13 protein-coding genes are annotated in these 21,321 nt (G+C 73.0%); 9 read left to right on the top strand and 4 right to left on the bottom strand.

The window, feature by feature from the left end:
* Positions 1-36 precede the first annotated feature (36 nt).
* The 4 genes from fxsB to fxsT all read left to right on the top strand — a co-directional run bounded on the left by fxsB (position 37) and on the right by fxsT (position 8,386).
* Positions 37-2,259 carry a radical SAM/SPASM protein FxsB, inactivated metallohydrolase extension form gene (gene fxsB, locus AB0J10_RS05760; RefSeq protein WP_363058155.1) on the top strand — a complete coding sequence of 741 codons (2,223 nt, stop codon included), beginning with the start codon at positions 37-39 and terminating at the stop codon, positions 2,257-2,259.
* On the top strand, positions 2,240-3,016 hold the full coding sequence (locus tag AB0J10_RS05755; RefSeq protein ID WP_363058153.1) for an AAC(3) family N-acetyltransferase: 777 nt from the start codon (positions 2,240-2,242) through the stop codon (positions 3,014-3,016). The genes fxsB and AB0J10_RS05755 overlap by 20 nt, the downstream gene beginning before the upstream one ends.
* 104 nt (positions 3,017-3,120) lie before the next feature.
* Entirely contained in the window at positions 3,121-4,473 is a 1,353-nt protein-coding gene (gene fsxC / locus AB0J10_RS05750; RefSeq protein WP_363058151.1) for an FxsC protein, read from the top strand.
* Positions 4,457-8,386: an FxSxx-COOH system tetratricopeptide repeat protein gene (gene fxsT, locus AB0J10_RS05745; RefSeq protein ID WP_363058149.1), complete on the top strand. Its 3,930-nt coding sequence runs from the start codon at positions 4,457-4,459 to the stop codon at positions 8,384-8,386. The genes fsxC and fxsT overlap by 17 nt, the downstream gene beginning before the upstream one ends.
* 130 nt (positions 8,387-8,516) lie before the next feature.
* Here the strand turns inward: fxsT and AB0J10_RS05740 are convergent, their stop codons facing one another.
* Entirely contained in the window at positions 8,517-9,404 is an 888-nt protein-coding gene (locus tag AB0J10_RS05740; protein WP_363058147.1) for an alpha/beta fold hydrolase, read from the bottom strand.
* A 414-nt stretch (positions 9,405-9,818) separates the two neighbouring features.
* On the opposite strand from AB0J10_RS05740, the gene AB0J10_RS05735 reads away from it, so the two are divergent.
* Positions 9,819-10,904: a S1 family peptidase gene (locus AB0J10_RS05735; RefSeq protein ID WP_363058145.1), complete on the top strand. Its 1,086-nt coding sequence runs from the start codon at positions 9,819-9,821 to the stop codon at positions 10,902-10,904.
* Between the two features lie 233 nt (positions 10,905-11,137).
* Here the strand turns inward: AB0J10_RS05735 and AB0J10_RS05730 are convergent, their stop codons facing one another.
* Positions 11,138-12,292: an AI-2E family transporter gene (locus AB0J10_RS05730; RefSeq protein WP_363058143.1), complete on the bottom strand. Its 1,155-nt coding sequence runs from the start codon at positions 12,290-12,292 to the stop codon at positions 11,138-11,140.
* Between the two features lie 501 nt (positions 12,293-12,793).
* Here AB0J10_RS05730 and dnaE point away from each other — a divergent pair.
* From dnaE to AB0J10_RS05715, 3 genes are all read left to right on the top strand, one after another.
* A complete protein-coding gene (gene dnaE / locus AB0J10_RS05725) occupies positions 12,794-16,363 on the top strand; it encodes a DNA polymerase III subunit alpha (RefSeq protein ID WP_363058141.1) in 3,570 nt (1,189 codons plus the stop codon).
* A gap of 131 nt (positions 16,364-16,494) precedes the next feature.
* Entirely contained in the window at positions 16,495-17,451 is a 957-nt protein-coding gene (locus tag AB0J10_RS05720; RefSeq protein WP_363058281.1) for a hypothetical protein, read from the top strand.
* A gap of 208 nt (positions 17,452-17,659) precedes the next feature.
* Complete coding sequence (locus AB0J10_RS05715) at positions 17,660-18,517, top strand: alpha/beta fold hydrolase (RefSeq protein WP_363058139.1); 858 nt, start codon at positions 17,660-17,662, stop codon at positions 18,515-18,517.
* Positions 18,518-18,699: 182 nt separating this feature from the next.
* Here the strand turns inward: AB0J10_RS05715 and AB0J10_RS05710 are convergent, their stop codons facing one another.
* Together AB0J10_RS05710 and AB0J10_RS05705 are read right to left on the bottom strand one after the other, a co-directional pair.
* Positions 18,700-19,698 carry a lytic polysaccharide monooxygenase gene (locus AB0J10_RS05710; protein ID WP_363058137.1) on the bottom strand — a complete coding sequence of 333 codons (999 nt, stop codon included), beginning with the start codon at positions 19,696-19,698 and terminating at the stop codon, positions 18,700-18,702.
* A 329-nt stretch (positions 19,699-20,027) separates the two neighbouring features.
* Entirely contained in the window at positions 20,028-20,525 is a 498-nt protein-coding gene (locus AB0J10_RS05705; protein ID WP_363058135.1) for a levansucrase, read from the bottom strand.
* Between the two features lie 228 nt (positions 20,526-20,753).
* Between AB0J10_RS05705 and AB0J10_RS05700 the strand changes: the two genes are divergently transcribed.
* Entirely contained in the window at positions 20,754-21,320 is a 567-nt protein-coding gene (locus AB0J10_RS05700; RefSeq protein ID WP_363058133.1) for a hypothetical protein, read from the top strand.
* The last annotated feature ends 1 nt before the right edge of the window (position 21,321 follow it).

The raw sequence follows: 21,321 nt of genomic DNA, 5'->3' as shown, positions 1-21,321 counted from the left end.
GTCCGTACGACGGACGGGCTGCCCTAGACTGGCGGAATGACCCGACCCGTGGTCCCGTTCCGCGAGATCGTATTGAAGGTCCACAGCAGATGTGATCTTGCTTGCGACCACTGCTACATCTACGAACACGCTGATCAGAGCTGGCGCACCCGCCCGAAAGCAATCTCTGACGAGGCGATTTTCTGGACAGCTCTGCGACTGGCCGAGCATGCGAAGAAACATGCCCTGCCCTCCGTGTCAGTGATCCTGCACGGAGGGGAGCCTCTGCTCGCCGGCCCCACCCGGTTACGCCGGGTCTGTGAGGAACTCACCAAGGCCCTCGACGGTGTCGCCGCCCTCGACCTGCGCATTCACACCAATGGCCTCCAGCTGAGCCCCCGCTATCTGGAACTCTTCGACGAGTTCGGCGTCAAGGTCGGCATCTCCCTCGACGGCGACAAGGCCGCCAACGACCGCCACCGCCGCTTCGCGGACGGGCGCAGCAGCCACCCCCTCGTCCTGCGGGCCGTCCGGCTGCTGGGCACGGACCGCTGGCGCCATCTCAACCTCGGCCTCCTGTGCACCGTCGACGTCGCCAACGACCCGGTCGCCGTACTCGACGCGCTGACGGAGCTCGACCCCCCGCGCATCGACTTCCTGCTGCCGCACGCCACCTGGGACGCACCGCCGCCCCGGCCGGACGGCTCCCCGACCGCGTACGCGGACTGGCTCCTCGCCGCCTTCGACCGCTGGGACCGGCAGGGCCGCCGGGTACCGGTGCGGCTCTTCGCCTCGGTCCTCTCCACCCTCTCCGGGGGCCCCGGGCTCACCGAGTCGCTCGGGCTCACCCCCACCGACCTCGTCGTCGTGGAGACCGACGGAGCCCTGGAGCAGGTCGACTCGCTCAAGACCGCCTACGAGGGCGCGGCGGCCACCGGCTTCGACGTCTTCGCCCACACCTTCGACGAGGTCGCCGCCCACCCGGGCGTGCGGGCCCGGCAGCTCGGCCTCGCCGGCGTCGGCGACACCTGCCGAGAGTGCCCCGTCGTCCGCTCCTGCGGCGGCGGCCTCTACACCCACCGCTACCGCTCCGGCACCGGCTTCGACAACACCTCCGTCTACTGCACGGACCTCGAGGCCCTGGTCCGCGGTATCGAGCACCGCACCGCCGCCCGGTCGGTGCCCGCCGCGGTCGCCGACGACGGGGAGCTGCGGACCGAGCAGCACGAGCTGACGCGGCTGCTCCTCGCCGACCTGCACAGGGAGCTGGACGGGCGTGGCGGTGAGGACTGGGCCCGCGCCTGGGAGCTGGCGGGCGCCGCCGACCGCCATCCCGGCGTGCTCGACCCCGTGCTGACCCACCCGTACACGCGCGGCTGGCTCCTCGGCGCCCTGGACGCGCTGCACGAGGGCGTACCCGGCGCCGTGCTGCCGCCGGCCGCCAGGCTGGCGTCGTCGGTGGCAGCCGCCGTCGTCCGCGGCGGCCTCGACCTCACGGTGCCGGTCCCGTACGAGGGCGGGACGCTGCTGCTGCCCACGCTCGGCGAACTCCGCCTCAACGGGGCGCAACCACGCGGCACGGCGGAGGTTCGGCCGGTCGAGAAGGGCCTCCTCGTGCGGACCGGTGACGGCGAGCTGCACATTCCCCGGCCCGACGAACCGGGCGCCGGCTGGCGGCCCGTCCGCCGCCTCGGCCGCGACGGGGCACCCGACCTCGCGATCGACGACCTCGACCCCTACCGTGACTGCTTCGACGCCCGCGCACTGCCCCGGCTCGGTCACGGCGAGGCGGCCGACTGGACGGACCGGCTGGCCCGTGCCTGGGGCCTGCTGCGCGCCCGTGCGCCCGAACAGGCCGCGGCCGCCGCCGCGTCGCTCACCACACTGACCCCCGTCGACGGCTCCCGCCCCTCGGCCGGACGGCACGGCCTCGGCGCCCTGGGCGTCCCACTGCGGGCCGGGGCCGGGGAGTTGGCGCCCCTGCTGCTGCGCGGCTGGCGCAGGACGCGTTTCCGGGCCCTGCTGGAGGTCACCGACCTCTACGCCGACGACGGCCTGTGGACCCACCCGGCACCGTGGCAGGAGGCGCCGGTACCGGTGTCCGAACTGTTCGCGGGGGCGTACGAACGGACCGGCCTGCGCGCCTTCGACCCGGACGGCGCGGAGGCCGCCCTGCGGGCGCTGGACACCCTGGGCCGCGCAGCGGAACTCACCGTCGGCGGAAAGCGCCTGCTGGCGCTGCTGTGGGAAGAGGCGGACCGTGACCGGCACAGTCGTTGAGCGCGACGGGCTCGCGCGGCAGCTGACGGAACTCGGGTTACGGACGGGGGAGACGGTCCTCGTCCACGCGGGGCTCGGCGGCACGGGCATGGACGCCCCGGAACTCCGCGACGCCCTGCTGCGGACGCTCGGTGCGGAGGGCACGCTCGTGGTCCCCGCCTTCACCGCCGAGAACTCCGACACGTCCGCCGCCCATCTGCGGCGCGTGGCCGGGATGACACCCACTCAGGCGGCGGCCTTCCGGGCCACGATGCCCGCCTACGACCCGGCCACCACACCGAGCACCGGGATGGGCCGGTTGGCCGAGTCCGTACGGACCACCCCCGGCGCGGTGCGCAGCGCCCACCCCCAGACGTCGTTCGCCGCCCTCGGCCGCAGGGCCGGGGAACTCCTGTCCCGGCACCCGCTCACCTGCCACCTCGGTGAGGAGTCCCCGCTGGGGGCGCTCTACCGGGCCGGGGCGCGGGTACTGATGATCAATGTGGGCTTCTCCGTCTGTACCGCCTTCCACCTGGCGGAGTACCGAATCGGCGCCCCGCTGCGCCGGTACGCCTGTGTGGTGCGCGGGGCGCACGGCCCGGAATGGACGGAATACCGGGACGTCGAACTCGACGACAGCGATTTCGACGCGGTCGGAGCGGCCCTCTCCTGGAATCTCGAACAGAAGGGACAACTGGGAGGAACGACCGCAACCTTGTTCTCGATCACCGACGCGGTGGACCATGCAGTGGCGTGGATGTCCGAAAAGCGGTGTTGATTGACCGAACGACCAGGTGATGGAGCAACGCCTGCTCCGGAATGATTGGTCCGCTCGCACCTCATCACCATGGAGTGCGGGTGTTCATACAGGACGGGGGTCGTGTGCACGCGTCATCGCAGCAGCGAGCGGCGGACCATCGGCCGTACTTCTTCTTGAGCTACGCGCACACACCGAGGTACGGGGCGGGCGGGCCGGACCCCGACATGTGGGTGGAGCGTCTCTTCCGGGATCTGTGCGGCCATGTGATGGCCATGACCGATCTCCCCGCAGGGGCGCCGGCGGGATTCATGGACCGGGAGATACGCTCCGGCGAGGGGTGGTCCGAGCGGCTCGCCGAGGTCCTCGCCACCTGCCGGGTGTTCGTGCCGCTGTTCTCTCCCCGCTACTTCGCGAGCGAGATGTGCGGCAAGGAGTGGTTCGCCTTCGCCCAGCGGGAGATCTACCACCAGGCCAAGAGCAACCGGCCGGCCGAGGCCATCGTGCCCGCGTTGTGGGTGCCGGTGCCGCCCGAGCAACTGCCGCACCCCGCCGAGCGGTTGCAGTTCAACCACCGCGCCTTCGGTGACCGCTACGTCACCGACGGGCTCTACGGGCTGATCAAACTCCGGATATTCGCCGAGGAGTACGAGCGGGCGGTCTACGAACTCGCCAAACGCATCGTCAGTGTCGCGGACACCAACGTGGTCGGGCCCAGCAGACCGCTCGACTACCGGCAGGCCCCCAGCGCCTTCGGCACCCCTGACCCGGCCAGACCGCGCAGCACCGGCCCCCGCCCCATCCAGCTGACCGTGGCCGCCCCGACCCGGCACGACCTGCCCCCGGGACGCGACCCCGAGTACTACGGCGACATGCCGCAGGACTGGAACCCGTACTACCCGGAGGCGCACCGGCCGCTCGCCTACGTCGCCCGCGATCTGGTGCGGACCCTCAACTACCAGGCCACCATCGCCTCGTTCGACCACGACAGCACACCGCTCGACAGCAAGCAGCCCCCGACCAGGCCGGAGCTGCTGATCATCGACCGCTGGGCCCTGGAGGACGACGAGAGACGCGAGCGGCTCGCCGCCTTCGACGCCGAGAACCGGCCCTGGGTCAGCGTCGTCGTCCCCTGGAACCGAGACGACCACCAGAGCCGCGGCGCCGAGAGCGAGCTCAGCGCCAAGCTCGAACAGACCTTGCCGACCAAGCTCAGCCAGGGCCGCGCCGCCTGCCGCGCCGCCGCCCGCGGTGTGCCGAGCATGGAGGCCTTCGGCCAGATCCTCCCGCAGGTCGTGGAGGCGGCCGCCCAGCAGTACCTGCGCCACGCCCAGGTCTATCCGCCCGCCGGCGGCAGCCACACCGAACGTCCGAGGCTGCGCGGCCCCATGGCGGCCGAGTACGCCACCACGCACTACATCCCCGACACGCTCGACCACGCGCCGGATGCGGAGGACACGGATGACAGCCAGTCGTGACGGACGCATCGTCACGTTCTACTCGTACAAGGGAGGCACCGGGCGGACGATGGCCATGGCCAACACCGCCTGGATACTCGCCGCCAACGGCAAGCGGGTCCTCGCCGTGGACTGGGACCTGGAAGCCCCGGGTCTGCACCGCTTCTTCCACCCCTTCCTCGACCCGTCCACGCTCGGCGCCACCACCGGTGTCATCGACCTGATCACCGAGTACGCCTGGGCCGCGACGAGCCCCGTGCAGCGTCCCGACGACTGGCACCGGGACTACGCCCGCATCCAGCCGCACGCCGTCTCCCTCACCCCCGAGAACCTCGGCTGGGAGTTCCCCGAGGGCGGCACCCTCGACTTCGTCTCCGCGGGCAAGCAGAACCGCGAGTACTCGGCGACCGTCTCCACCTTCGACTGGGACAACTTCTACGACCGGCTGGGCGGCGGGCACTTCTTCGACGCCCTGCGCGACGACATGAAGGCCAACTACGACTACGTCCTCATCGACAGCCGCACCGGTCTCAGCGACATCGCCGACATCTGCACCGTCCACCTCCCGGACGTCCTCGTCGACTGCTTCACCCTCAGCGACCAGTCCATCGACGGCGCCGCCGCCGTCGCCCGCCAGATCGACGAGCGCTACGGCGGCCGCGGCATCCGCGTCCTCCCCGTCCCCATGCGCATCGACGAGGGCGAGAAGGAGAAGGCCGACGCCGGACGGGCCCTCGCCCGGCTGAAGTTCGACCGCTTCCCCACCGGGCTCGCCGGGGACGAACTCACCTCCTACTGGGGTGCGGTGGAGATCCCGTACCGCCCCTACTACGCCTACGAGGAGACCCTGGCCACCTTCGGCGACGAGGCCGGACTCACCAACTCCCTGCTCTCCGCCTTCGAACGGCTCACCGCCGTCGTCACCGCAGGGGAGGTCACCGCCATGCCCACCGTCGGCGAGGAGACCAGGCTCCGGATCAGGGACGCCTTCACCCGGCGCCGCCCCGCGCTGCCGGCCGACCTGTTCCTCAGCTACGTCGCCGAGAACCGCATGTGGGCCGACTGGATCGAGTCCGTCCTCACCCGCGCCGGCTTCCGGGTCGTCCCGCGCGACGTCTCCGCTGAACCGCCCGAGGACGGCGCCGTCCTCGCCCCCGAGAACGCCGCCCGCACCGTCGTCCTCCTCTCCAGCGCCTACCTCAAGTCCGCCCGGGCCGTGGAAGTGTGGGAGCGGGCCGCGGCCGAGGACCCGGGCGGCGGCCGCGGCCGTCATCTGCTGCCGCTGCGCGTCGGCGACGTGCGCCTCACCACCCCCTACATCGACCGCAACCCCGTCGACCTCTTCCGCCTCGACGAGGTGCACGCCACCAGCGCGCTGCTGCGCGCGCTCGACCGTCCGGTCCAGCTCACCGACGGGGTCGCCCCCGGCCCGCGGTTCCCCGGCACCGTCCCCAAGATCTGGAACGCGCCGGCCCGCAACCCCGGATTCACGGGCCGGTCCGTCGTCCTGGAGCGGATGCGCGACCAGCTCGGCGGCGGCATGGCAGTCGTGCTGCCGCAGCCGCAGACCCTTTACGGCCTCGGCGGTGTCGGCAAGACCCAGGTGGCGCTGGAGTACGTGCACCGCTTCATGGCCGACTACGACCTGGTGTGGTGGATCTCCTCCGAACAGACCGACGACGTCGTCGCCGGGCTCGCCGAACTCGCCACCCGGCTCGGCGCCCAGGGTGGCGAGGACATGGCCGCCGCCTCCCAGGAGGCGGTCGACCTGCTCCGGCGCGGCGTACCGACCTCCCGCTGGTTGCTGGTCTTCGACAACGCCGACGACCCGGAGCAGCTGAAGCGGTTCTTCCCGACCGGTGGCCACATCCTGGTCACCTCGCGGAACCAGACCTGGTCCCAGTACGGCGACGCCCTGCCGGTCGACGTCTTCCTGCGCGAGGAGTCCGTCGAGCACCTCCAGCGCCGCGCACCCGGCCTCACCCCGCAGGACGCCGACCAGGTCGCCGCCGCCGTCGGCGACCTGCCGCTCGCCGTCGAACAGGCCGCGGCCTGGATCGCCGAGACCGCCACCCCAGTCGCCGCCTATCTGGAGCAGCTCGGCCGGCAGGCGCCCAGCGTCCTCGCGCTCAACCAGCCCGCCGGCTACCCGGAGCCGGTCGCCGCGACGTGGAACGTCTCCATCGAACGGCTCAAGGAGCGCTCCCCGGCCGCCGTCCGGCTGCTCCAGCTCTGCGCCTTCTTCGCCCCCGAGCCCATCTCCGCGAATCTCCTCTACAGCAAGGAGATGATCGAGGCGCTCAAGCCGTACGACCCCTCCCTCCAGGAGAAGCTCGTACTCGGCCGCGTCATCCGCGAGATCGGCCGGTTCGCCCTCGCCAAGGTCGACCAGGTGTCCAACTCCATCCAGGTGCACCGGCTGGTCCAGGCCGTCATCCGGGCCCAGCTCAGCGACGAGGAGCAGCGGGACGCCCGGCACGCGGTCCACCGCATCCTCGCCGGCGCCCGCCCCGACGACGACGAGCCGATCGACAACCCCGAGACCTGGCCGCGGTTCAACACCATCTGGCCGCACCTCGGCCCCTCCGAGGCCCGCTACTGCAAGGAACCCGAGACCCGCCGGCTGCTCATCGACCGGGTGCGCTACCTCTGGAAGCGCGGCGACTGGCAGGCTGCCGGAGCCCTCGGCGACGATCTGCGCGAAGCCTGGCGGGAGATGCTCGGCAACGACGACCTGCAGTACCTGTACCTGCGCTTCCACCTCTCCAACATCTTCCGCTCGCAGGGCCGTTACGTCGAGGCCAGGGAACTGGACGAGGTCACCCTGGAGCGCCAGCGCGCCGTGCTCGGCCCGTCCCACCCGCACACGTACATGACCACCAGTGGTCTGGCGATGGACCTCGGCACGCTCGGCCAGTACGGCAAGGCCATGGAACTGGCCACCGAGGCGCACGAGGGGTTCAGCCAGATCTTCCACGAGTCCCATCCGCGCACCCTGGCCGCCGCCAACAACCTGGCGCTGAACCTGCGCATGGTCGGCCAGTACGCACGGGCCCGCGAGATCGACCAGGACGTCTTCGACCGCCGTACCGAGGTGCTCGGCCCCGACCACCCGTACACGCTCTCCTCGGCCACCTCGCTCGCCCGCGACCTGCGCGAGGTCGGCCGGTACGAGGACTCGGTCAGCCTGCTGAGCCGCACCTACGAGAGCTACAAGCAGACCCTCGGCCGCGCCTTCCCCGGCACCCTCGCCGCGGGCAAGAGCCTCGCCGTGTCCCTGCGGCGGGCCGGCCGGCTGGAGGACGCCCGCCGGCTGACGACGGCCACCCGCAACCGCTACCGCGCCAAGTACACCTCGGCCAACCCGGACTCGCTCGCCTGTGATCTGAACCTGGCGGCCGACCTGTTCGCGGCCGGGGAGCCGGTCGCGGCCCGGGACCTCGCCCAGGAGGTCGTCGACCAGTACACGAAGGTGCCGGGCGAGAAGCACCCCTACACCCTCGCCGCGATCAACAACCTCGGCATCTACCAGTGGGGCTGCGGCGACCCCGAGGCCGCGGAGCAGTTGCTCGTCGCCGCCGTCCGCCGGATGACCGACGTCCTCGGCACGGCGCACCCGCACACGCTGTTCTGCACCGTCAACCTCGCCAACGCCCGTGCCGACCTGGGCGAGCTGGAGTCGGCGCTGGAGACCGAGCGGCGGGCGGTGTCGAAGCTGCGCGAGGTCCTGGGCGTCCACCACCCAGAGGTCCTCGCGGTCTCCTCCAACATCGCCGTCACCCTCGGCGGGCTGGGCCGCAAGGACGAGGCGGCGGCGCTGCGGACGGAGACGGCGGAGGAACTCGCGCGGCTGCTGGGCGAGGAGCACGCGCTGACCCGGATCGCCCGGGACGAGCGCAGGACCCACCGCGACCTGGAGCCGCTGGCCGTCTGACCGTGCGGGGTCCGCCGTTCCCGCGCAGGGCCCCGTACGTCAGGACGGCGCCGGGCGGCGGCCTCCGCCGGCGGGTCCCGGGGGCGCGCCGTGCCTGCCCGAGCGCCCCCGACGGGAGTGCTCGGGTCGCTCACTGGCCGGGGACCCCGGGGTGGTCCTCCAGCAGCCAGGTGAGGATCCGGGGGAGCGCGTGCAGTGCGTCGAAATGGGCGGCCGCCGGTTCCAGTACGGCCGTCACCCCCGGGATGCGCTGCGCAAGCCAGCGGGAGTGGCCGACCGGTGAGAAGACGTCCTTCTCGCCGTGCCACAGGAGCACGGGCGCGGTGATGCCGGCCGGGTCGAAGCCCCAGGGGCTGCAGAATGCGAGGGCGTCGTCGATCCAGCCGTACGCCGAAGTGCGCAGCGCCTCCTGGTAGTTGCGCAGGAGCATCGACCGCACGCCGGCGTCCGCGACGACCATCCGGTCCGAGTCGGTGAGCTCCCTGCGCAGATCGTCGAGGAGCCGGACCGGGTCGCGCCGGATCTCCGCCGAGCGCATGATGAACCGTGCCGTGAGCCCGTCCGGGTCGACGGTGGCCGTCGTGTACTCGAGCACGTTCGACGCGGCCATGCCCTCGAACCAGTCCAGGCCGTCCGCGTCCCGCGGGGCGAGCGTCACCAGTGCGGCGGCCCTGGTGACCCGTTCCGGCAGCAGCGCCGCACAGGCCAGAGCGTGCGGTGCGCCGCCCGAGCGGCCCACCACGGCGAACCGGTCGAGCCCCAGCGCGTCGGCGATCGCCCGTACGTCCTCGGCCACGTCCGCCACGCTGCGGCCGGCCAGCCGGTCGGAACCGCCGTATCCCGGCCGGTCGTAGGCGATCAGCTGCGTTCCGCGCTGGTACAGCACCATGCCGCGCGGCGCCGGTCCGAGACGGCTGCCGGGGGTGCCGTGCAGCAGGAAGACCGGTCTGCCCCGCGGGTCCCCCAGGCGCTCCACCATCAGATGCCGCCCGTCCGACGCGTGCACCCGACGTCGCACCCGGAGCCTCCTTCGTCGTGGGCCTGTTCGGATCAGGACATTGCCGTACATGACGTAAGTGCCGCGTACATGTGCCATGTGCGGCAATACTGTCCTGGCATTCCCCGGCCCCTTGATGATTACCCGTCGGGGCGAGGCCGGCGTAAGTCGCCAATGAGCCCGTTCGTCATGGGGATCCGGACAGGACTAGTCCTTACATGCTGCCCATGGGCCGGTAGCAACGGGTGTTCGCAAACGGAACCGACCTGTACGGACCAGGGGTCGTGAAGAAGCAGAGGGCGCATTGTCGGCGTCGTGTGCGCGTCCTGAAGTCGACCTTGTGTGCTACCGGCGCGTATCGGAATAGTGGGCGCCCGATCCTCCGCGTCCGGGTACCCCACTTGCCCGTTCGCGGCCCCCCACAGGAGGTCCTACGTGAAGCACCGACGCATACCCAAGAGGCGCGCGGCGATGGCAGGTGGAGCCGTCGCCGCCCTCGTGGCGGCCGGCGTCACCTTCCAGACTGCGAACGCCAGCGAGGACACGCCCGCGGTCACGGTGAAGACGCTCTCGGCCTCGGCGGCCGGAAACCTCGCCTCGACGCTCAACAAGAGCCTGGGCGGCGACGCGGCCGGCGCCTACTACGACGCCGAGGCCAAGGCCCTCGTGATGAACGTGGTCGACGAGGCGGCGGCGGCCGCCGTCCGCGAGGCCGGAGGCAAGGCGAGAGTCGTCGAGAACTCGCTGGCCGAGCTGAGGGCCGCCCGGCAGACCCTCACCGACCGGGCCACCATCCCGGGCACCTCGTGGGCCACCGACCCGGTGACCAACAAGGTGGTCGTCACGGCCGACCGTACGGTCGCGGGCGCGGACCTGACGAAGCTCCAGGCGGTCGTGAAGGGCCTCGGGGCGAAGGCGGAGCTGAGGAAGACGGCCGGGGAGTTCAGGCCCTTCGCCGCCGGCGGCGACGCCATCCACAGCGGTGGCGGCCGCTGTTCGCTCGGGTTCAACGTCGTCAAGGACGGCGCCCCGCACTTCATCACGGCCGGCCACTGCGGTGAGACCGGCAGTGAATGGTCGGACTCCGCCGGCGGTGCCGCGATCGGCAGCATGGTCGACTCGCAGTTCCCCGAGAACGACTTCGCGCTCGTCAAGTACAGCGGCGACACAGCCCACCCGAGCGAGGTCAACCTCTACGACGGCAGCACGCAGCAGATCGCCGAGGCGGGCGACGCGACCGTCGGCATGCAGGTGACCCGCAGCGGCTCGACCACCCAGGTCCACGACGGCGAGGTCACCGGCCTCGACGCCACCGTGAACTACGGCAACGGCCAGATCGTCAACGGCCTCATCCAGACGAACGTCTGCGCCGAGCCCGGCGACAGCGGCGGCTCGCTCTTCGCCGGCGACGCCGCGATCGGTCTGACCTCCGGCGGCAGCGGCGACTGCTCCGCGGGCGGCGAGACGTTCTTCCAGCCGGTCACGGAGGCGCTGCAGGTCCTCGGCGCCGAGATCGGCTGACCCGACCCCGGTGCGGCGCCGCCGGGCGGCGCCGATCGGCCGACCCCGGCGGCTACGGCGCCACTTGCGGGCGCCGCCCGGCGGAGCACCGACCCGGCGGGGGCGCCTCTTCCGGCGGAACGCGTCCGGCGGAGCGACCTCCCACGGGGGCACCACCCCGCAGAGCGGACCTCTGCGGAGCACCACCCGGTACGGCACCACCCGGCACGGCAGCCCGCGGCCCGGCCCGTCCCTCAGGGACGGGCCGGGTCCCGGCCGCCCCGCGCGCGCAGCGCCTGGCGAACCGACCAGAGGACCGACACCAGCGGTACGGCGACCACCGCGCCGATCACCCCGGCGGCGATCGCCCCCGCCACGACCGAGAGCGCCACGACGAGCGGATGCAGCCGTACGGCCCAGCTCAGCACGATCGGGTGCAGCACATGCCCCTCGATCTGGCCGATGACCACGATCAGCGCGATGACGACCGCGGCGACGACCGGGCCCTTGGACGCCAGCGCCACGACCGCGGCGACGGCGAGCGCGATGGGCGAGCCGATGAGCGGGATGAACGCGGCGAAGAACTCCAGCAGCGCCAGCGGCACGGCGAGCGGCACGCCGAGCGCGTACAGCGCCACGCCGACCAGGACGGCGTTGGTCGCCGCCACCAGCACGATGCCGTGCGTGTAACCGGTGAAGGTGCGCCACCCCGCACGGCCCGCCACCGACACCCGGTCCCGCGCGGAGAGCGGCAGCTGGGCGCAGAACCAGTGCCAGTGCCGGTCGCCGGAGTGCAGGAAGAACACCGCGCAGAACAGCCCGAGCGCCAGTGTCGTCAGCACCTCCACCAGCCGGCCCGCGCCGCTGAGGGCCGTACTGATCACCGTGGACCGATGGCTGGAGAGGAACCGGCCGATCCGTGACTGGAGGTCGTTGAGCGCCTCCGGGTTCAGCCGGAACGGCGGCTGCTCCAGCCAGCGCTCGATCCTCTCGATCCCGGCGCCGAACTCGTGCTGCAGCACGGTCCGCTCGCCGGCGACGGTCTCCGCCACCAGGGCCAGCACGCCGAGGGCGAGGGCGATGCTGCCGATCAGCGCGAGGGTCACGGCGAGGGGCCGCGGCAGCCGGCGGGTCAGCAGATCGACCACCGGCCGGAGCATCGCGGTGCCGACGAGACCGAGGAAGACGGCCACGCCGATCTCGTGGAACCGCCCGAGGACCGAGAAGACGGCGTACACGAGGGTGCCGACCACCAGCAGCCGCCAGGCGTAGGCGGCGGCAGTCCGCAGGACGGGTGCCACCGGCGGCTCGGCCGCGGTGGGCGGGCCGGGCGCCGGGCGTGCGTCACCGCGCGCGCCGCCGCGCGCCGCGCGGATCCGGAGCCGGGGGTGGGCGGATCGTGTGGGCATTGCCCGAACTGGTACCACCGGCGGACGCGGGAGCAACGCGTGTGGCCCGTCATTCGCCCGAAGGCCGTCGACCGCCCGATGGTGCGGCCGCGCGCCCGGCCGGGTGGTCCCGCCGGGGCGGGCCGTCGGTGGCGGGGCCGGCTTCGGGCGCGAACGCTTCCCGGGCCCGGGCGGCTCCGGCGCACGCGCACCGGGCCCCGGGGTGCTGTCCGGCAGTCGTGAGCAGTCGGCGCGGTGGCCGCAGTGCGGCCGGGGGTTCCCCTCCGGTCCGGAGGGGTGATCGCCCACCGGGCTTTCCGGTACCCCCCGTACCGCCTCCTCGCGGTGCGCGGCGAGCTCGGGGAGCGGCGTTCCCACGTCCACAGGACGCGGGGGAGTCGTGCGGATCGCGGTGCCGGACCGCAGCCGGGCCCGCCCGCACGTCTATCGCACGAACATTCGAAACTTGGTCTATGGTGGAGGTGAGGGGGAGGTGAGAACGGATTGATCCAGGAGGTGCGGGTGCCCGGTTTCACGCATCTGCACACCGTGTCCGGTTTCTCCGTGCGGTACGGCGCCTCCCACCCGGAGCGGCTGGCCGAGCGCGCCGCCGAGCGGGGCATGAGCGCCCTCGCCCTGACCGACCGCGACACCGTCGCCGGCGCGGTCCGCTTCGCCAAGGCGTGTGCCCGGGTGGGAATCCGGCCGGTCTTCGGGGCCGAGCTCGCCGTGGGCGAACAGGCCGCAGGTGCCGGGGGCCCGGCCGCCCGCGCCGAGTGCCGGCGCACCCCGGTCCGGGGTGGCGCCTTCATCGACGAGTCCGCACCCCGGGTCACCTTCCTCGCCCGTGACGGGGCCACCGGCTGGGCGGAGCTCTGCCGTCTGATCACCGCGGCCCACACGGCCGGCGGCCGGCCGGTCCTCGGCTGGGACGCCCTCGCCGGGGCCGGGGCCGAGGGGGCTTCCGGGGCCGACGGGCTCACCGTGCTGCTCGGCCCGGCCTCCGAGGTGGGCAGGGCCCTCGCCGCGGGCCGCCCCGACCTGGCTGCCCGGCTGCTCGCGCCCTGGCGGGAGAGGTACGGTGACGCGCTCCGTCTCGAAGCCGTGCACCACGGGGTCGAGGGCACGGGCCCCGGCTCGCTCCGGCTCGCCGCCCGTACCGCGGGCTTCGCCGCCGAGCAGGGCGTGCGGGCCGTCCTCAGCAACGCCGTGCGGTATGCCGACCCCGGCCAGGGCCCCGCCGCCGACGTCCTCGACGCGGCCCGCCGGCTCGTCCCCGTCGACCCCGCCCGAGGGCTGGACGGCGGCGAGCGCTGGCTCAAGGGCGCCGGTGACATGGCCCGCGCGGCCGAGCGGATCGCCGAGGCGGCCGGATGGCGCCGCGACGCCGCCCACCGGCTGCTCGCCGTCACCGAGGAGACCGCCGCCGAATGCCGCGTCGACCCCGAGCGGGACCTGGGGATGGGGTACGCCTACTACCCGGAGCCGCATCTCGTGGGCGCCGCCGGGCGCGGTGCCCAGCGGGTCCTCGCCTCGCGCGCCGCCGCCGGGATGGTGCTGCGCGGCTACGACCGGCTGCCGCCGGCGCAGGCCCGTGCGTACTGGGAGCGGATGCACTCCGAGCTGGACGTCATCGCCTTCCACGGCAATGCGACCTACTTCCTGACGGTCGCTCAGGTCGTGGACGACGTAAGGGGGATGGGTATCCGGGTCGCAGCCCGCGGCTCCGGCGCCGGATCCCTCGTGAACCATCTCCTCGGCATCGCGCACGCCGACCCGGTGGAGCAGCACCTGCTGATGGAGCGCTTCCTGTCCAGGCGCCGGTTCGCGCTGCCCGACATCGACATCGACGTCGAGTCCGCCCGTCGGCTGGAGGTCTACCGCGCGATCCTCGACCGCTTCGGCGGGGAGCGGGTCGCCGCCGTCGCCATGCCCGAGACCTACCGGGTGCGGCACGCGATCCGGGACGTGGGCGCCGCGCTGAGCATGGACCCGGCCGAGATCGACCGGCTGGCCAAGGCGTTCCCGCACATCCGCGCCCGCGACGCCCGTGCGGCCATGGAGGAACTGCCCGAACTGCGCGACGTGGCCCGGCGCAAGGACCGCCACGGCAGGCTCTGGGAACTGGTCGAGCAGCTGGACGCACTGCCGCGCGGTGTCGCCATGCACCCGTGCGGGGTGCTCATCTCCGACTCCTCGCTGCTGAGGCGCACCCCCGTGGTGCCGACCAGCGGCGAGGTCCCCCACGGCTCTTCGGGCACGGGGGGATCCCCCTTCCCGATGTCGCAGTTCGACAAGGAGGACGTCGAGGACCTCGGGCTGCTCAAGCTCGATGTGCTCGGCGTGCGGATGCAGTCCGCGATGGCGCACGCCGTCACCGAGATCGAGCGGACGACGGGCCGGCGGATCGATCTGGACGACGCCGGTCAGGTGCCGCCCGGCGATCCGGAGACGTACCGGCTCATCCGCTCCGCCGAGACGCTGGGCTGCTTCCAGATCGAGTCGCCGGGCCAGCGCGATCTCGTCGGCCGGCTGCAGCCCGAGAGCTTCCACGACCTGGTCGTCGACATCTCGCTGTTCCGGCCGGGGCCGGTCGCGGCGGACATGGTGCGGCCGTTCATCGAGGCGCGGCACGGGCGGGCGCCGGTCCGCTTCCCGCACCCCGATCTGGCCGGACCGCTGGCGGAGACGTACGGCGTCGTCGTATTCCACGAGCAGATCATCGAGATGGTGGACATCATGACCGGCTGCGGCCGGGACGAGGCCGACCGGGTGCGGCGCGGGCTCTCCGACCCCGAGTCGCAGGAGCGGATCAGGACGTGGTTCGCCGCGCAGGCGGAGCGGAAGGGGTACACGGCCGAGGTGGTCGCGCGGACCTGGGAGATCGTCGAGGCGTTCGGCTCGTACGGCTTCTGCAAGGCGCACGCCGTCGCCTTCGCCGTGCCGACGTACCAGTCGGCGTGGCTGAAGACGCACCATCCGGCGGCCTTCTACGCGGGGCTGCTCACGCACGACCCCGGGATGTACCCGAAGCGGCTGCTGCTGGCGGACGCGCGGCGGCGGGGGGTGCCGGTGCTTCCGCTCGATGTGAACCGGTCCGCAGTCGCCCATCGCATCGAACTGGTGTCCGGTGCGGCGGCCGGGGAGCCCGGGACCTGGGGCCTGCGGCTGGCGTTCTCCGACGTCCACGGCATCGGCGAGGCGGAGGCGGAACGGATCGAGGCCGCCCAGCCGTACTCCTCGCTGCTGGACTTCTGGGAGCGGGCCCGCCCCGGACGGCCGGTCGCGGAGCGGCTCGCACAGGTCGGCGCGCTGGACGAGTTCGGCGCCAACCGGCGCGACCTGCTGCTCCACATCGCCGAACTGCACCGCGCCCAGCGGAGTTCGGTCTCCCGTCGCGGCCACGGCGGGCAGCTCCCGCTCGACGGCGGCCGCAGGACCGCGTCCGTCGGGCTGCCCGACCTCGACGAGGCCGAGCGGCTCAGCGCCGAGCTGGGCGTCCTCGGCATGGACGCGTCCCGCCATCTGATGACGGACCACCATGTCTTCCTGGACGAACTCGGCGCGATCCCCGCGAAGCGGCTGCGCGAGGCGGAGCACGGCGCGACGGTGCTGGTAGCCGGAGCCAAGGCGGCCACCCAGACGCCGCCGATCCGCTCGGGCCGACGGGTCGTCTTCACGACCCTGGACGACGGTACGGGTCTGGTCGACCTGGCCTTCTTCGACGACAGCCACGAGGCGTGCGCCCACACCGTCTTCCACTCCTGGCTGCTGCTGGTGCGCGGCGTCGTCCAGCGCCGTGGACCGCGCAGCCTCAGTGTGGTCGGCTCCGCGGCCTGGAATCTCGCGGACCTGATCGAACTCCGGCGTGCGGGCGGCCTGGACGCGGTGGCCGAGCGGCTCGCCGCGGGAGGGGCGGGCGGGGCCGGCGGAGGGGACACGGCTGGGTCCGGCGTTCCGGCAGGTGGGGGCCGCCGCATCCGGATGTCCACCGGGTACGAGATGAACGCCTGGGCGGATCTCCGCCCCGCGGGTGAAGGGGCGGCACCCGCACGGAAGCTGTGGCACCAGAGCCCGGGGAGCGCGGGATGACGAACCGGCGGGGGAACGTGCTCCCTCCGCACGGCGACGCCGCGGCGGACGGGACGGACGCGTCCGTGGCCACGCCCGCGCCCGCGCGGGGCGCACCGGCGGGGGGGCCGGACGCGCCGACCGTCCTGTACGTGCGCTTCCGCGGCGCCGGCGGAGAGGCGCCGGACGGTGCCGCCTACGCGGGGCTGCTCGGGCTGCTCGGTGCGTTCACCCCGGTGGTGGAGGCGGTCGGTCAGGACGGCGCGCTGGCCGATGTCCGGGGCGCGCTGCGGTACTTCGGCCGGGACGCCGCCGGGCTCGCCGCGGTGATCCGGGTGCGGGCCCTCGCCCTGTACGGCGTCGACTGCGTGATCGGCGCCGGGCCCAACCCGTTGCTCGCCAGGATGGCGGCGCGGGAGGCCGGCCCCGGTACGACCCTGGTCGTGGGCGACGCGGCGGAGTTCCTCGCCGGCCGCCCGGTCGCCGCGCTGAACGGTGTCGGCCCCGCGACGGCACGCACGCTCTGCGGCTACGGGCTCGACACCGTCGACCGGGTCGCCGCCGCCCCTCTCGCCGTGCTCCAGCGGATCCTCGGTGCGCGCACGGGACGAGAGGTCCACGAGAAGGCCCACGGCGTCGACCGGACCCGGGTGGTCCCCAACGCGGCGGCCCGCTCCGTCGCGGCCGAACGCACCTTCCCCCGGGACGAACTGGACCGCGACCGCCATCGCCGCGCGCTGCTCTCGCTCGCCGGGGAGCTGGGGGCGAGGATGCGAGGGGAGGGACAGGTGTGCCGCTCCCTGACGCTCACGGTGCGCTACGCCGACCGCACCACGACCACCAGGACCCGCGCCCTGGCCGAGCCGACCGCACACTCCGCGTCGCTCACCGGTGCCGCGTACCGGCTCCTGGACGCGCTCGGTCTGCAGCGCGCCCGGGTACGTGTCCTCGCTCTGCGCGCCGAGGGGCTGATCCCCGCCGAACGGGCCGCGCACCAGCTCACCTTCGACCCCGCCGATGACAAAGCACGCCGGCTGGAGGCGGTTGCCGACCGGGCGCGGGCCAAGTTCGGCCCCCGAGCGGTCATTCCGGGCTCCCTCGCCGCATAAGCCCCGCCTCTGTGTTTCTGTGAGTAACCGCACCATCACGGATCTTGACGGTAATTCAGTTTTTACCGACGCGTAACTTCCCGGTCTTGGTTACCCGTGCGTACGTTTGACATGAGCACACCCCCTTCTTGTGGTCCGGGCCGCAGGGCGAATCCCCACATCCCCACATCAGCCTCGCATTTCCCTTGAGCCGCAAGGAGATCGCACGATGCTGTCCTGGAAGCGTGCCCTCAGACCGCTGACCGCCGCCCTGCTGGCGGTGGCGATCGGCCTCGCGCCGGCCGCCACCGCCCACGCAGCCGCTCCGTCGAGCGGCTGGAACAACTGGTCCTGCAAGCCCTCAACCGCCCACCCCCGCCCGGTGGTCCTCGTCCACGGAACCTTCGGGAACTCCGTCGACAACTGGCTCGCCCTCGCGCCCTACCTCGTCAAGCGCGGCTACTGCGTCTTCTCGCTCGACTACGGCCAGCTCCCGGGCGTCCCGTTCTTCCACGGTCTCGGCCCCATCGCGAAGTCGGCCGAGCAGCTCGACACGTACGTCGACCGGGTCCTCGCCGCCACCGGAGCCGGCGAGGTGGATCTCGTCGGTCACTCCCAGGGCGGCATGATGCCGCGTCACTACCTCAAGTTCCTCGGCGGCGCCGACAAGGTGAACGCCCTCATCGGACTCGCGCCCGACAACCACGGCACGACCCTCCACGGGCTCACCGGCCTGCTCAAGTACTTCCCGGGCGCGGCGGACCTGCTCGACTCCGCGACCCCCGGCCTGGCCGACCAGATGGCCGGCTCCGCGTTCCTCACCAAACTGAACGAGGGCGGCGACACCGTCCCCGGCGTCCGGTACACCGTCATCGCCACCAAGTACGACGAGGTCGTCACCCCGTGGCGGTCGGCATTCCTCGACGGCCCGAACGTGAAGAACGTGACATTGCAGGACCTGTGCGCCATCGACCTCTCGGAGCACGTGGCCATAGGTCTGTTCGACCGGATCGCGTACCACGAGGTGGTCAACGCCCTCGATCCGGCGAAGGCCACTCGGACGACCTGCGCGTCGGTGTTCGCGTGACCTGACGGCCGGCCCTCGACCTGCCGGACCTGCTGACGGCGGGCACGGGGCACGGGCCGTTCCGTGCGGAACCGCGGTGGTGATCCTGCCGCGTCCGCCCGCGCCGACTGCTCGGAAGGACGGCGAAGGTGCCGCCGCGGACACACCGCGGCGGCACCTTCGCCGTGTGCTGCGCCTCCTGCTCAGCGGCCGGCCCTGCGGCGGGCGGTCGCGAACACCACGGCCGCGCCGAGCGCGAGCACCGCGGCACCGCCGGCGGCGAGATACGGGGTGCCGCCGTCACCGCCGGTCTCGGCCAGGTTCTCCCCGGCGCCGTCGGCCTCGGGGGCGTTGCCCCCGGTGCCCGCCTCGCCCTCCGTCGCCGGCTCCGTCTGTGCGGCCGCCTTCGGAGTGGCGGGCCCGTTCGCGGCCGGGGTCTCGGAGTGGTCGTCACCGCCGTGGCCGCCGTGGTCGACGGTGGACTCGTCCGCACCGTCCTCGATCTGCTCGTCCGAGGGGGCGGACGCGGTCGGCGCCGGGGCGCCGACCCCCGCGGAACCGCCGCCGTCCTGGCCGAACACCACGTCCGAGCACGTGTAGAAGGCTTCGGGGGAGTCCGACCGCTGCCAGATCGAGTAGACCAGGTGCCGCCCCGACCTCGGGGGCACGGTGCCGTCGAACACGTACTCCCCGTTCACCAGCTTCGGGTCGGTGGCCTCGGCGAACGGCTGCGCCTCCAGGTCCGACCACGTGAGCGGCTTCGAGGGGTCGTAGCCGTCCTTCGTGATGTACAGCTCGAAGGAGCCCTTGTGCGGGGCGGTGGCCTTGTAGTGGAACGTGTGGTTGCCGGCCGTGAGCCTCGACGCGGGCCAGTCGGCGCGCGGCAGGTCCAGGCCCTTGTACTTGTCCCGGTTCGCGCTGCACAGCTTGCCGTCCGGGATCAGCGACTTGTGGTCGCCCGCGGCGTCGGCGATGTTGACCTCGTTCCAGTCGTAGAACGCCTGCGTCCCGCCGGCCGCGACCGCCGCCCTGCACGCCGCGGACTTCGGGCTCTCCGGCCCCTCGGCGTAGCACGCGGACACCCGGCTCACCGGATCCGTCATCGACCCGTGCGCGACCGCCGGCGAGGCGGCGAGCGCGGTCAGGGTGAGCGGTGCGATCCCGAGCGCGGCGACGGTGGCGGCCCTGCGGCGAGCGGTCATGGTGAGGATCTCCTTCAAGAGCGGCGTAGGGACGGGGTCCCGGGCATGGGCCCGCACCGCGGTGCGGCCCCCCGATCCCTCAGCGGCACCGACGCCCGGACCCCGCCCGGAGATCAGCAAGCTAGCCCGTCGAAACGCCGAAACCGGCTGCTCGGGCGGGGGGACGGCGATCCTTATGGTCGCTTTAAGCGTGGGGTAAGAAGGCACTCAGGAACGCTGCGGAGCGTGCAGGTGCCGGCACGTGCCGTCGCACCCGGGGCGGGCCGGTCACGCCGTGCGCGTCGCACGCGGAAGCCGGCCCGTCCGCCGCTGCCTCTCGAAGTCCGGCGCTACTTCTGGAAGTAGCGCATGCCCTTGTCGAGCATGTGGGAGGCGTAGACACGCCCCAGCGTCGGGGTGCCCCGGTAGAAGCCCACGTGGCCCTGGGACATGTCCACCACGACCGGGCGGGCGAAGCAGGCGAACCGGTTGCGCTGCTGCTCCTGGGCCCAGGCCATGGCCGCGGGGTCGACGCGCTCGCTCACCAGGACGGGGAAGGCGGCGACGCCGGTCTGCAGGCCCACCGGCAGTCCGCCCTTGTTGGCGCGGGCGTAGTCCAGGACCTGCCGGGTGAACGCCTCGACGGCCGGCACGGTGATCTCCGGCGCGGCGGCGACCGCTGTGAAGAGATGCAGCTTGGTGGCGCCCCACTTCAGCCGGAAGTCCGCACGCCGGCCGATGAGCACGGGGGCGCCGTGCCAATGCTCCCAGCGCGGCGCGCAGCCGTCGGCCGTGAGCCGGTGCTCGACGAATTGCAGATAGGTCCGTACTGCGGTCGCTTCGGTCATGCGCAGATCATCGCCGAGCGCTCCGGTGCGGCCGTCGGCGGGGGTCCGGAGCAGCACAGCCCCGGCAGCGTCCGACGCCCGAGTCCGAGCCGTTCCGGCCCGCTCGTGCACGCCTCGTGCGCCCCGTCAAGCGACGAGCTCCCGGGACTGCCGACGTCCCCACCGGCCGCAGGACGCTGGATTCCCCGGCCGCGGCACCAGCGGCCGCCGACGCACCCGGGAGGCGCCATGTCCGCACTCGACCGGGCGGCCGCGCTCCGCCTCCTCGCCGTTCTGCTCGTCCTCGCCGCGGCGGTGGTCGTCCCGAGGAGGTCGCCGCTGGGCTCTCCCGCGCTACTCGTCGCGGCCGGGCCGGTGCTCGTCGGCTTCTTCGTCCTCGTACGGCAGCGCCTGCGGCGGTACTGGTCGGAGAGCCGGTGGGACGAGTGGCTCCGGACCGCGGCCGGGCTCGCGTGGCGGGACCGGATGGATCTCTTCGGGGCCACCGCCCGCGGGCGCCCCGTGCCCGATCCGCGGTTGTCGGCCCTGGCGGCGCAGCGTGCTGAACGCCTGTGCGCGTTGCTCGACGTCAGCAGGCCGGGACGTGAGGTGAGCTGGTCCCTGCTCGGGGCGGCTGCGGCACTGCTGCCCGCGGTGTGGCTGATGCTGACCAGGGAGCGCGTCGTCTGGACCTCGTTCGGCTGCGCGGCCCTGCTGGTGACGGTCTGCCTCGCCGGACTGCTCGTCAACCGCCGCCGTGACCGACTGGCCCGGCGGTGCCTCCGGGCCAACCGCCCTCCGGCGGCACCTCGATGAG

The organism is Streptomyces sp. NPDC049887 (assembly GCF_040656535.1).
Lineage (GTDB): Bacteria > Actinomycetota > Actinomycetes > Streptomycetales > Streptomycetaceae > Streptomyces.
Note: the sequence above shows the minus strand (reverse complement) of the source record. Positions and strands in the feature narration are given on the sequence as shown.

What these genes read in the sequence shown, in the direction of transcription:
- fxsB (WP_363058155.1), top strand. Translation starts at nt 37, where the DNA reads ATGACCCGACCCGTGGTCCCGTTCCGCGAGATCGTATTGAAGGTCCAC.
- fxsT (WP_363058149.1), top strand. Translation starts at nt 4,457, where the DNA reads ATGACAGCCAGTCGTGACGGACGCATCGTCACGTTCTACTCGTACAAG.
- AB0J10_RS05730 (WP_363058143.1), bottom strand. Translation starts at nt 12,292, where the DNA reads ATGCCCACACGATCCGCCCACCCCCGGCTCCGGATCCGCGCGGCGCGC.
- AB0J10_RS05715 (WP_363058139.1), top strand. Translation starts at nt 17,660, where the DNA reads ATGCTGTCCTGGAAGCGTGCCCTCAGACCGCTGACCGCCGCCCTGCTG.
- AB0J10_RS05710 (WP_363058137.1), bottom strand. Translation starts at nt 19,698, where the DNA reads ATGACCGCTCGCCGCAGGGCCGCCACCGTCGCCGCGCTCGGGATCGCA.
- AB0J10_RS05705 (WP_363058135.1), bottom strand. Translation starts at nt 20,525, where the DNA reads ATGACCGAAGCGACCGCAGTACGGACCTATCTGCAATTCGTCGAGCAC.
- AB0J10_RS05700 (WP_363058133.1), top strand. Translation starts at nt 20,754, where the DNA reads ATGTCCGCACTCGACCGGGCGGCCGCGCTCCGCCTCCTCGCCGTTCTG.